The 13591-nt window shown below is 40.3% G+C and carries 8 protein-coding genes; 4 read left to right on the forward strand and 4 right to left on the reverse strand.

Translation table 11 applies throughout. The features are described from left to right. Window positions 1-57 precede the first annotated feature (57 nt). Together ggt and AC1DDX_RS06315 are read right to left on the reverse strand one after the other, a co-directional pair. Window positions 58-1782, reverse strand: a complete 1725-nt coding sequence (ggt, locus tag AC1DDX_RS06310) for a gamma-glutamyltransferase (RefSeq protein ID WP_337718253.1) — start codon at window positions 1780-1782, stop codon at window positions 58-60. Beyond that, window positions 1742-3523 (reverse strand): AMP-dependent synthetase/ligase, encoded by a 1782-nt coding sequence (locus AC1DDX_RS06315; RefSeq protein WP_337718254.1) that lies wholly within the window; start codon window positions 3521-3523, stop codon window positions 1742-1744. The genes ggt and AC1DDX_RS06315 overlap by 41 nt, the downstream gene beginning before the upstream one ends. A 316-nt stretch (window positions 3524-3839) precedes the next feature. Between AC1DDX_RS06315 and AC1DDX_RS06320 the strand changes: the two genes are divergently transcribed. Further along, window positions 3840-4307, forward strand: a complete 468-nt coding sequence (locus AC1DDX_RS06320) for a hypothetical protein (RefSeq protein WP_099439747.1) — start codon at window positions 3840-3842, stop codon at window positions 4305-4307. Window positions 4308-4390: 83 nt separating this feature from the next. On the opposite strand, the gene AC1DDX_RS06325 is transcribed toward AC1DDX_RS06320, so the two are convergent. Continuing rightward, window positions 4391-6046 (reverse strand): TlpA family protein disulfide reductase, encoded by a 1656-nt coding sequence (locus tag AC1DDX_RS06325; RefSeq protein ID WP_337718256.1) that lies wholly within the window; start codon window positions 6044-6046, stop codon window positions 4391-4393. A gap of 399 nt (window positions 6047-6445) precedes the next feature. After that, window positions 6446-8245 carry a M61 family metallopeptidase gene (locus AC1DDX_RS06330; RefSeq protein WP_337718258.1) on the reverse strand — a complete coding sequence of 600 codons (1800 nt, stop codon included), beginning with the start codon at window positions 8243-8245 and terminating at the stop codon, window positions 6446-6448. Window positions 8246-8450: 205 nt separating this feature from the next. Here AC1DDX_RS06330 and AC1DDX_RS06335 point away from each other — a divergent pair, with 205 nt between their 5' ends. The 3 genes from AC1DDX_RS06335 to AC1DDX_RS06345 form a co-directional block, all read left to right on the forward strand. Beyond that, complete coding sequence (locus AC1DDX_RS06335; RefSeq protein ID WP_172660454.1) at window positions 8451-9533, forward strand: efflux RND transporter periplasmic adaptor subunit; 1083 nt, start codon at window positions 8451-8453, stop codon at window positions 9531-9533. A gap of 10 nt (window positions 9534-9543) precedes the next feature. Beyond that, window positions 9544-12648, forward strand: coding sequence for an efflux RND transporter permease subunit (locus AC1DDX_RS06340; protein ID WP_172660453.1), 3105 nt, complete (start codon window positions 9544-9546; stop codon window positions 12646-12648). A gap of 22 nt (window positions 12649-12670) precedes the next feature. Further along, window positions 12671-13591, forward strand: a 921-nt coding sequence (locus tag AC1DDX_RS06345) for a TolC family protein (protein ID WP_477621876.1), incomplete at its 3' end; no start/stop codon positions are given.

Here is a 13591-nt window from a genome sequence, read left to right on the forward strand (position 1 = left end):
AAACCACCTTTAACAATGTTTAAGAGGTAAAGCCACTGTGCTATATACTATACAAAACTACCATGCTGCAATGCTGTCATCGCCGCGGGGGTCGGCACCACCCTGATAATATCCCCACTTGGTTTTCAATATCGCATCCACTCTGCCAATTGAGCCGCGAGGGATAATATTATACCCTTTAGCCTTAAGTTTTAACATAGTTAAACTATCGAGTGTGTTTTCTTCAGTATAAACCTCATCGGGCAACCATTGGTGATGAAACTTTTTAGCCGATACCGCCTGTTGCATACTTTTATCAAACTCTATTACATTTAATATCGTTTGAAAAACCGAAGTAATAATAGTAGAACCACCAGGTGTGCCTACAACCATAAATAGTTTACCATCTTTTTCGATAATAGTTGGGGTCATAGAGCTTAGCATCCGCTTGCCTGGTGCAATGGCATTGGCTTCGCCACCAACTAACCCATACATATTAGGTGTTCCGGGCTTTACGGAGAAATCGTCCATTTCGTTGTTCAACAAGAAACCCGCTCCTTTTACAACTACAGCCGCACCATACGACCCGTTTAATGTGGTAGTTATAGATACCGCATTTCCATCCCTGTCTACAATAGAGAAGTGTGTGGTTTCCTCATGCTCCCTGCCATTTAAATTCCCTTCTTTAACTTGTGCACTTGGGGTAGCCTTGTTCCAGCTAAAATTGCTCATCCTGTTTTTGATGTAAGCATTATCTAAAAGCTGCTGTTCCGGCACTTTAAAAAAATCAGGATCTCCAAGATAGGCAGCCCTATCGGCATATACCCTGCGTTCGGCCTCAACCACCAATTGAACTGTGGAATCAGCATTTAAACCCCATCTTTTTAAAGGATAAGTCTCTACCGATTTAAGCAACTGCAACAAAGCAATGCCACCACTTGATGGCGGAGGCATTGTAATAATTTTATATTCTTTGTAGTTACCTATGGTGGGCTTACGCCAAACTGCCTTGTAGTTTTTAAGGTCTTCTTTAGAGATAATGCCTTGTCCGCGTTGCATTTCGGCTATTAAACTATCGGCAACAGCACCTTCATAAAACCCGGCGCGACCATGATCTCTAATCTGCTCCAAAGTATTGGCCAGCTCTTGCTGCTGTAAAACATCACCTTCTGTCCAATCGCCTGCTTTCAAAAATGCGGTACCATCTGGATTGAACTCGGTAAACGTTTCCTTTAATCCGTTAAGCTCTCTGGCTTGTCTGGCACTTACTTTAAAACCGTTTCTTGCCAATTCTATAGATGGCTCAATTAAATCAGCCCATTTCAGTTTACCATATTTTTGATGTGCTTCGACCATTCCGGCTACAGAGCCGGGAACACCGGCAGCCAGGTGGCCGTATAAACTTTTATCGGTAATGGCATTACCGGCAGAATCCAAATACATGTCTCTTGATGACAATGCCGCTGCTTTTTCTCTAAAATCTAAACTATTGGTTTCTCCAGAAGCAGCGCGATAAACCATAAAACCCCCGCCACCAAGATTACCGGCATTCGGATAAACTACTGCCAGGGCAAACTGTACGGCAACCGCAGCATCAACCGCGTTACCACCTTTTTTTAAAATACCCAGGCCAACCTTAGAGGCAAGCGGACTTGCAGAAACCACCATTCCGTTTCTATACTCGTTGCTGTTATGCTTTCCAAGCTGTCCTCCAACACACCCAGATAGCATTAACCCTGTAATTAAAGCTAATACAATGTTCCTATGCGTGTTTCTCTTCTTTGTAATTCTCTGCGTCGGCATAAATTTTTTCTATAATATCTTTATTCTTTTCCAGAATAACTTTCCTTTTCAAACTAAGCTTAGGAGTAAGCTCACCACCATCAATACTCCATTGTTTTGCCAGCAAGGCGAAGCGCTTAACCTGCTCCCACTTACCAAATTCTTTACCAGACAGCTCTACAATTTGCTGGAACTTTTCTACTACGTTCGGATCCTTTGCCATTTCAGCATCGGTGGTATAGCCAATTCCCTTTTTCGCTGCCCAGGCCTTTAACGCCACAAAATTAGGAACAATTAAGGCAGATGGAAACTTACGATTTTCGCCCAATACCATCACCTGCTCCACCAAAGGTGTTTCCTTAAATTTATTTTCTATCATTTGAGGTGCCACATACTTGCCGCCTGCAGTTTTAAATATCTCTTTTTTACGGTCTGTGATTTTCAAAAACTTGCCACCCACAAGCTCGCCAATATCTCCGGTATGGAACCAACCATCTTTATCTATAGTTTCGGCAGTCAGGTCATCGCGCATATAATAGCCTTTCATAATGTCGTGGCCACGCGCCAAAACTTCTCCGTCTTCGGCAATCTTTACTTCTACCCCTTTAATTGCGGGCCCCACAGTACCAAACATGGTATTACCAAAGTGGTTTACTGTAATTACCGGTGATGTTTCCGTTAATCCGTAACCTTCAAATACTGGCATATCCGCAGCCCAAAAGATTCTTGCCAATCGCGGATTTAATGCCGCACCGCCCGAAACAATAACGATAATGTTGCCCCCCAAGGCTTCCTGCCATTTTTTAAATACGAGTTTTCTGGCAATGCTTAATTTAAAATTATAGAACCAACCGCTTTCAATTTCATACTTCTCTGCCAGGGCTACCGACCAAAAGAAGATTCCCCTTTTAATACCGGTAAGCGCTTTACCCTTTTCCATGATCTTTTCGTATACCTTTTCCAATAATCTTGGAACGGTAGAGAAAACCGTAGGTTTTACAAACTGAATATCGGCCACAATGGTATCCATACTCTCGGCATAATAAACAGATGTGTTGGTATACATGTACAGGTAAACAACCATTCGCTCAAAAATATGAGACAGGGGCAGGAAGCTCAAACCCGTTGTAATTCCTTCTGGCAAAAGCACCGCGGAGTTCTCGAAATTTTTAACCAGGTTATCGTGCGTAAGCATCACTCCTTTGGGCGTTCCGGTTGTTCCCGAAGTATAAATAAGAGTTAAAATATCTTCTGGTTTTATTTGATTTCGATACTCATCAAGATTATGAGTTTGTTTTGCACCATCATCTAACAATGCAGACCAATTATTGGCACCCGGCACGTCATTAAACGTATATACTTTTATATCAGTAGCCAGTTCTGCACATACGTTTTTTAATTTTTTATAAAGGGCTTCATCGGCTGCAAACACAACCGTAACGGCTGCATTTTCAAGAATAAATTTGATATCGTGTTCTGCAAGCGTTGGGTAAAGTGGTATCTGATAGGCGCCTATTTGCATAATAGCGAAATCGGTGATGTTCCACTCAGGTCTGTTTGGCGAAATCACTGCCACTCTGGATTCTTTTCCCAACCCGATACCAATTAATCCGCGGCTCAATGCATCCACAGTCTCACAAAACTTTTGGGTACTGTATTTTACCCACTTTCCGTTTATTTTACCACTAACAAATTCTTCCTTTGGAAATTTCTCTAAATTGTATTGAAGCAAGTCGAATACTCTTGTTATCGTTACAGCCATGGTACTTCGCTTAATATTTATATTATAGGAATTTGGTTCACAAAGGATATGCCCATATATTCTCCCTCTACGCCCCTTGTTTTCCAAACTTAACTAAAAATAATCAATATTATTTTACAATTGCAGTGTGATTTGGGTCATTTTTAGGAGGCGGATAAAGAACAATTCATGATTAGAGCAGCTCTCAACATTCTTCCCAATTCAGACCGCACTGTTATCTCTCTGCTCGTTCGCGATGTCGGAGTATGATATAAATCATTCAAGATCATCTGATAGATTTCTCCAAATTTTCTTTTCCTGAGCTAAACATGACATTATGAAAAAATTAATCTTTACTCTATTTTGTTGCACTGCATTGCTAGCATTAACATCAAATGTGGCTAATGCTCAAAGTTATAAAACTGCACTAGGTATGCGTATTGACGCTGGCGACGGTTCAACCGGTGTTGGTTTTAATGTAAAACACTTCTTCTCTAGAAACGGTGCAGTTGATGCCAACCTTATCTTTTTTGACGGAAACGTTGTTGGTTTAGGTGCAGAATTTCAATATCAGGCTCCAATTGCAGGTGCAAGAGGATTAGACTGGTACTTAGGTGTTGGTCCGAATTTCTTGTTTGGAAAACACTCAACTGCAGTTCAACTTAGACCTACCGCTGGTTTAGATTTTAAAATCCCAAATGCACCAATTGACTTTGCATTTGACTGGCGCCCAATGTTTACCCTTAATCAAGGAACAGAATTTACCGCAGCGCGTTTCGGCATTTCATTACGTTACGCGTTCTAGATAAAACTACACATCTTCCTTATTGAAAAACAGCAAGGGCTGCGAATATGAATTCGCAGCCCTTGTTTTATATATACCTCATTCTATTTAAGTAACAGCGCCCCAATTTCCGCTACCGTTTTAGCACTAGAGGGGCCTTCAGCATTAGCAACCTTCCCCTCTTTATCGATAATCAAATACCTGGGAATGAAACTAATATTGAACTCTCTACCCAATTCGGCGCTTTGTGCATTATTCAGGAAATAATGCTCTCCTTCTATGTTATGACCGGCAATCAAATTTTGCCACGTGCTTTCAGTTGGTGAGCTGATGCATAAATACAAGAAAATAACGTCTTTATCGATGAACTGATTGCGGAGTTTTTTCGAATTGGCCATTTCTGAAAGACAGGGAACACACCAGGTTGCCCAAACATCCAGGTAAACTACTTTTCCCTTATATTTCTCAAGAATCGTTTTAACCAGCGCATCAGGGGGCAGCTTTTTGGCATCATTTAAAACAGACTTAGCAGAGAGCTTGCTTTTATAAAGCCTGTCATACGCCAGTTGATAATCCTTTAAAAACAGCTTCTTCACCGGATTGTCACTAACTATTGATTTATAATTGGAGATTAATGAGTTGATATTTACTAATTGATTCTTATCCAATCTTTCCCTCAGAAATCTTGTCAGAAATACATCCTTTACAAAACGATTTTTATTAGATGCTATCTGATCAAAAGTCGCCTTTGTTTTAAATGTCATCAGGTATTCCTGGTCAAATCTGGTTGAATATGTGTTTATAAAATACTGTCTATCTGCCTCTGAGGCCTTGTTCACTGTATCAAGGATTTTCCGGCAAAGTGCTTTTTCATCCTCCGAAAACTCAATATGTTCTTTTAGGAGGTACCTGACCAAATCTGTAAACAGAATAGTGACCTCCTTACCAGATGCAAATGTTTCCCTTTCCAAAAATTGATAATAACTATTTAAAAAACTCTTATACCTAAAGTTTCCGAAAGCTTTCTGATTGTTTAATGGAGCTCCTATTGAATCGAGAAATTGTAATAGGTTTGGGTCTTTTTCTTTTGTCTTAAGTAATGCCATCAATAGATGGCTAGCTACAAAATATTTTGATTCAAGATCCGATTGTGCTTTCAGGAATGGATCGGCATTAAGAGCACTGAAATATTTAGCGTTAAAGTCAAGTACTTTTTTCAATTGTGCCGTTAATGATTGTTTAAATTGAATATAACCGCCTGGCTTTAAGGAATCCAGGGAATCAAAAGAAAAGAGATCAGTTGAACCTTGTGCTTCTCTCAATGAATTATAATATTCGTCTTGCTGGTTATTGGCATTAGCCATGTTCCCTTTAAACGTTTGCTTAGATGTATAATCCTCTAATCGCTTAAAATCGAAGTCCATCACATCTCCCGGCTTTGCAAAAAAACGCCCCGTGAAATACAAACCGAAGCGGATATCATCTCCAGACTTAACTCCTTGAGTGAGCTGTATTTCCTGATAACCATTAACAGGGAAAGTAACACTGTAATTCCCCATGCTATCTTTGCTAATTGGTATAATGACATCCTTGCCTGTAATCAGATCTATGTATTGAAATGCATATTGATCTGCTAAACCTTCGTTTTTAGCAAACTGCTTAATATTGCCTGTTATCGTGATGTTCTTTTGCGCTTCAATAGACAGCTTTGTTGAAGGTATTGAACGGTCTTTGCTCTGGCCAAATGCAGTTAGACACATAGCAAACAAATAAAAGATCATTATAAGATAACAAGAGAATGAGCGCATAATTTCTGGTTATAATTGGTTAATAATCCACAAGATAAACATTTACTTAAATGACAAAGATCATTTAACTTTTTTTAACTAGTACACTATTAAGCAATTACATATAAAAGCAAGGGCTGCGAATATGAATTCGCAGCCCTTGCTTTTATATGTAATTAAACAGGAGTCTCTCGACCAAGAAGTAGCGACGAAACGATTCACATAATCAAGAGATCTCTCCTGTCGTCGAGGACGGGGATGTGCTCCATATTATGCGCCCAATTCCCTTAAAAAATGCTTGCTAAGAAGAGGTCTAGGAATCATTGCGCTTTTTCAGCGCATTTATTCCAGACGCTGAATAGTAAGTGTTTTTTAACCTTTCTTTCCCAAAAGCCAACGATTTCTTACAGCCTTTTCTCCTTCGCTTGGATTCTCATTAACCGTAGTTATCAATTTAACATTCGGATTAGCCTTTAAGGTAAGTTTAATATCCCTTACCAAACCATCTCTTCTAATAGTAACGGTAATCACATCGCCAACATTTTTACTGGTAACTACCGGCATTTTCTCAATAGCAACCTCAACAGGCACGCCATCAACAGTTACAATCTGATCATTCACATTTAAGCCACCATCCCAGGCAGCAGAATTACGCGAAACAGCCGATACAATAATATCACCCTCCACCTTTTTAGATGCCACACCTAAATACGGAATAATTTTACCTTCATTTTCGTCTACAACACTAATACCCGCATAGCCAAAGTATTTTTTGTACTCAATAGCATCCGTTCCATTTACATATCTGGCCCAGAAATCAGTAAAGCTGATGCCGCTAATTTTCTCTACCATAGCCTTAAATTCAGCATCAGTATAACCTCTGCCTAATTTTTTATAGTACTCATGGTACATGCTTTTCATTACATCATCCAAACTCTTGGCTCCTTTAGTAGCATGGGCAATTTCAATGTCCATAAGCATACCAACAACCTCACCTTTACTGTAATAAGAAATGGTGGCGTTGTTAGAGTTTTCATTAGGACGATATGCTTTAATCCATGCATCGTAACTCGCTTCGGCGGCCGACTGAACTTTTGCGCCCGGTGTGTTTACCACATTGGCAATAGCTGTTGCTAGCGCCTGTGCGGTCTCATCAACAGTAAAAAAGCCAGCACGATGCGTTAGTTTATTCTCATAGTACGATGTAAAACCTTCGGCAACCCAAAGGTTTGTAGTGTAATTTTCATTATCGTAGTCAAATGGACCCAGGGCTACCGGACGTAAGCGTTTTACGTTCCAAAGGTGATAATACTCGTGTGCAACAAGATTTAAAAAATCTTTATATCCTTTTGGATCAGCATATTTATCTCTGGATGCGCCAAGTACGGTAGAATTTAAATGCTCCAGACCACCACCTCCAACGGAGCGGTTGTGTACTATAAAAGTATAGTGTTTATTCGGGTTCTCGCCATAAATAGCGGTTCCCTGCTCAACAACCTTAGCCATATCAACCTGTAGCTTTTCCTTGTCGTAATTACCACCTCCATACATAGCCACTTCATGTTTAACACCAGATGCAGTGAATTCAAAAACATCCTGGTTACCTACTTCAATAGGGCTATCGAACAAAAGATCGAAGTTCGATGCCGTATAAGTAAACGGTTTTCCGCTTACCGGCTCTAAGCCTGTAGATACCTTTTCCCAACCTTTAAACGGGTTCACTTTAACAGTGCTTGGTAAGTTTAGCATGCCATCAGGATAAATAAATATTCCGGTGCTTGATAAAAAAGCATGACTTTCATCAACAAAAGAGGTACGTACAGATACTTCAAAAGCATACACGCGGTATTTGATTTTTATGTTTTTTGCTTTAGCGGAATAAATTCTCCAGGCGTTTTTTCTTACTTTCTCGAACTTAACAGGCTTATCGTTTGCAGTAGCCGAAAAGCCCTCTACATTTTTTGCAAATTCGCGAACCAAGTATGATCCTGGTGCCCATACAGGCATTTTAACGTCTACATAATCCTTAGTTAATCCTGAAATGTTCATTTCCATTTCAACGTAATGTGCCTGTGGTTCAGTGAAATTTACCTCGAACCCAATCTTTACCTGCGACTTAGCTGTCATACTTATTGATAGTAATACGATTAATCCTGCTAATGATGTTTTCATCAAAAATTCTTTATTAATATAAGTTAGTTGTTTTTGCTGTGCCAAACTTAGATAAAAGTGCTTAAAATAGTGTATATTTTACCTACCGTTTAATATGCTCGTAAGTAAAATATTACGTTAATGGAGCTGTAACATCCTTAATACAAGCCTTGTGAGGCGCCATATTTGAATATTTTTGTACGCTAACAAAGTCAACACAGCCAATATGAAGCTCAAGTATATCGTTTATGCCCTAATTGTTTTAGGGTTTCTTTATTTTATTTATTACAGGATTTCGGCCAATAAGGCGATCGAAAATTCAGGTGGCGGAAAAGGCGGAGGCAAGGGAGCCAAAGGCGGCGCGCCAACAATGAATGTGAATGGCGTAGTAGTAAATGCTGCTGCTTTTAACAATGATCTTGAAATAACAGGGGCTGTTGAGGCCAACGAGGCTGTTACTTTAAAAAGTGAGGTATCTGGATTGGTTACCGCAATTAATTTTAAGGAAGGTACTAACGTAAGTAAAGGTACGCTGCTGGTAAAAATTAACGACAGGGATATACAGGCTCAGTTACAAGACGCACTTACTAAAGAACGATTATCGGCTACTAACGAAGCCCGGGCAAAACAGCTTTTGCAAAAGGGAGCAATTAGTCAGGAAGAGTATGATACCTCGCTTGCAGATTTGCAGTCGCTTAAATCGCAAACGCAATTGGTCCGTGCACAATTGGCAAAAACATCTATATATGCCCCTTTTAGCGGGAAAATTGGGTTGCGCTCTATTTCGGTTGGAGAGTATATTACCCCTGCCAGTGTTATTGCAAACCTGCTTAGCATAGATCCTATTAAAATAAACTTCGCGGTTCCTGAAAAGTATGTAGGCCAGATCAAATTACACTCTGAGATCTCATTTAGAACAGATGGATCTGCAAAATCTTACATCGGAAAGGTATTTGCTATTGAACCGGGAATAAATTCACAAACAAGAACATTACAGATTAAAGCATTGGCGGCTAACCCGAATAACGAGTTGCTGCCGGGTGCTTTTGCAAGGATTAAATTAGCGCTTACCACTTTAAACGATGCTATTTTAATTCCTAATGAGGCTATAATTCCTGTACTTGATGGGAAAACGGTATTTGTAAGTAAGGGCGGACAGGCACAGCAGATTTCTGTTGAGGCGGGTACGCGTACGGCAAAAGCTATCGTGATTACTTCGGGACTAAAAGTTGGAGATACAGTTTTAACCACAGGTGCCATGGCTCTTAAAACAGGGACGCCGGTACATGTAACAGTTACTAAAAACTAAGAGCGACAGGATGAGTATTTCAACCACGAGTATAAAAAGGCCGGTTTTGGCCATTGTAATGAACCTGATGATCCTTTTGTTTGGGGTTATCGGCTATAACTTTTTAGGAGTTAGGGAGTTCCCTAATATTGACCCTACGGTGGTTTCTGTGCGAACTTCTTATCCGGGTGCCAACTCTGATATTATTGAATCGCAGATCACTGAACCGCTTGAAAAATCTATTAATGGGATTGACGGGATCAGGAATATTTCTTCATCAAGTAATCAGGGTAGTAGTAATATTACCATAGAGTTTAATCTGGATAAAAATATAGACGATGCAGCCAATGATGTGCGCGATAAGGTTTCGCAGGCGGCAAGAAGTTTGCCTAAAGATATCGATGGCAATCCGGTTGTAAGTAAGGCTGATGCTAACTCTGATGCGGTAATTACGATGACGGTGCAAAGCGATAAGCGGAATGTAATGCAGCTAAGTGATTACGCTGAAAACGTGATTTCTGATAGGCTGCAAACCATAACCGGGGTTAGTAGTATACAGATACAGGGGCAAAGGAAATATGCCATGCGTATTCGTATAGACCCTAATAAACTGGCTGCCTATGGCTTAACATCGCAAGATATTGTTACTGCGTTAGACAGGGAAAACGTAGAGTTGCCATCTGGTAAAATTACGGGTGCAAGTACGGAACTGGTGATAAAAACCTTAGGTAAATTAACTGACGAAGATGAATTTAACAACCTGATTCTGAAAAATGATTCGGACAATGTAGTGCAGTTAAAAGATGTTGGCTACGCGGTTCTGGGTTCTGAAAACGAAGAAACTGTTTTAAGGGAATCTGGAAAGCCTATGGTTGCTGTTGGCTTGGTTCCGCAGCCGGGAGCTAACTACCTTGACATTTCTAAAGAGTTTTACAAGCGGTTTGAGCAGCTGCAAAAAGATATTCCACAGGATATAAAACTTAATGTTTCGTTGGATACAACCAGGTTTATCCAGAGCTCTGTTACTGAGGTTGCGGAAACGATTATCTTGTCGCTGATTCTGGTTATTCTGATCATTTACCTATTCTTTAGGGATTGGGCAATTGCAATGAGGCCGCTGATAGATATTCCGGTATCGCTGGTGTTTACGTTTTTTATCATGTACATTTTTGGGTTCTCGATTAATGTATTGTCGCTGCTGGCAATTGTACTGGCAACGGGTTTGGTGGTTGATGATGGTATTGTGGTTACAGAAAATATCTTTAAAAAGGTAGAAGAGGGCTACTCCCCTTTTGAGGCCGCAATTAAAGGTTCTAACGAGATCTTTTTTGCTGTTATTTCAATTTCAGTAACCTTAGCTGCAGTGTTTTTACCGGTTATATTTTTGCAGGGCTTTGTAGGCCGGCTGTTTAGGGAGTTTGGGGTGGTAATTGGGGCCGCCGTGCTCATATCGGCATTTGTATCGCTTACTTTAACACCGATGCTAAATGCTTACCTGATGAAAAAAAGCGGGCACAAAAAATCCAAATTCTACGACATGACGGAGCCATACTTTGTGGCCATGAATGATTGGTACGAAGAAAAACTAAACAAGTTTTTGGACAGAAGGTGGTTGGCAATTCCTATTATTTTGGTTTGTTTGGGTCTTATTGTTTTGTTTTGGAAGATATTGCCTAAAGAAACCGCTCCTTACGACGACAGAAGCGCGATTAACATGAACCTTACTCTACCTGAAGGCTCTTCTTTTGCCTATACTGATGATTTTGTGGGTAAGGTTTCCCAAATGGTTCAGGATTCTGTGCCTGAAAAGAAAGTGGCTATTACGGTTACCTCGCCGGGCTTTGGTGGTTCGGCATCTACAAATAGCGGGTTCGTAAGAATGGGCTTAAGTGACCCGGGAGAAAGGCAACGTTCTCAGGCTGATATTACTAATGCTTTAACCAAGATTACCAGAAAATATACTGAAGGAAAAGTGGTTGTAACGCAACAGCCTACTATTTCGGTTGGCCGTAGGGGTGGTTTGCCTATCAATTACATTATACAGGCTCAGAATTTTGAAAAGCTAAGAGAAAAAGTGCCTTTGTTTATGGATGAGGTGGCTAAGGATCCTACTTTTACAACTTCTGATGTGAATTTGAAGTTTAATAAGCCCGAAATTGACTTAACTATTGACAGGGCTAAGGCCAAAAACCTGGGGGTTTCTGTTGCAGATATTGGTTCTGCTTTACAATTGGGCTTAAGCGGTCAGCGCTTTTCTTACTTCTTTATGAACGGAAAGCAGTATCAGGTTATTGGTCAGTTTGAGGTTGGCGACAGGAAAGATCCACTTGATCTTAGTTCTGTATATGTTAGAAACGATAAAGGTGAGTTGATTCAGATTGACAACCTGGTTTCGAGTAAAGAAGAGAGCAGTCCGCCACAGCTATTCCGAAATAACCGCTTTACCGCAGCAACTGTTTCGGCGGGGTTGGCTCCGGGCAAAAGTATTGGAGAAGGTCTGGATGCAATGGACAGGATATCGGCTAAAATACTTGACGAAACGTTTTCTACAGATTTAGGCGGTGAGTCGAGAGATTTTAGAGAGAGTTCATCTAATACTTCTTTTGCCTTTGGCCTTGCGTTATTGTTGGTTTACCTCATTCTTGCAGCACAGTTCGAAAGTTTTAAAGACCCTATTATCATTATATTAACGGTACCGATGGCTGTAGCCGGTGCATTTTTATCCCTCTGGTTGTTTGGCCAAAGCTGGAATATATTTAGCCAGATTGGCACCATTATGCTGATCGGACTGGTAACTAAGAATGGTATTTTGATTGTTGAATTTGCCAATCAGCTTAAAGAAAAGGGCAAGAGCGTTCATGATGCAATCAGAGAGGCTTCAGTATCGAGGTTAAGACCTATTTTGATGACCAGTTTGGCTATTGCCATTGGTGCGCTTCCTATTGCAATGGCATTAGGTGCCGCTGCAAAAAGCAGGATGGGTATGGGTATTGTGATTGTTGGTGGTACTATATTCGCGCTGATTCTTACGCTGTTTGTTATCCCTGCTATTTATTCGTTCTGGTCTAAAGAACACAAGGAAAATTCAGAACTAAAAGAGTCTTTAATAGCTGCGTTGAAAACGGAAAATGTATAAGTGGCCATTTACAAAGAGAAACATGAAAAAGCTTAATTTTATTTTGATCATACTTCTTGCAGCCTTTGTACAAAATGCAGCTGCCCAGGAGAAACTAACGCTTCAACAGGCAATTACCATCGCTCTGCAAAATAATTACGACATAAAATTGGTTAACAATGATTTGCAGATTGCAAAGAACAACACCAATATTGGCAATGCCGGTTTTTTACCTGGGGTTACAGGGAGTTTTGCAACGGACGGGAGTAGACAAAATACAGTACAAACCACTTCTACTGGTGCTGAGAGAGTTGCCGATGGTGTTAGGAATACAAGCATGAACTACGGTGTTGCGCTGGATTGGACCATTTTTGACGGCTTTAAGATGTTTGCTACTTATGATAAATTAAAGGAGTTGCAAAAACAGGGCGAGGTAAATGCAAAAGCCGCTATATTAACTACAATTGCTGATGTAATTAATTCATATTATGCAGTGGTAAAACAGCAACAGCTTGTTGTTGCCAATGACAGTGCATTGGATATTTCGAGATTTAGATTAACCATTGCTGATAACAAACTGCAGCTGGGTAAGGGTTCGAAACTTGATGTTTTAGCTGCTCAGGTTGACTACAATACCGATACATCTGCCTATTTACAGCAAAAAAACCTTTTGCAAACATCAATGATTACGCTTAATCAGGTTATGGCCAGGGCTATTGATACTAAATTTACTGCGGAAGAGGATATGGACATTGATTACAAACTGAATTATACCCTGTTGCAGGAGCAAACGTTACAGTTGAATCCTGATCTACAGAATGCTTTTATTAATAAAAAGGTGGCTGAACTTAGTTTAAAAGAGGTAAAGGGACAGCGTTATCCGGTAGTTGGTGTAAATGGTGGTTATGCATTTTCGAGAAGCGCCAACCCTACTGGGTTTAACCAGAAATTTAGAGGTCAGGGT

Source organism: Pedobacter sp. 10L46_2 (genome assembly GCF_056395165.1).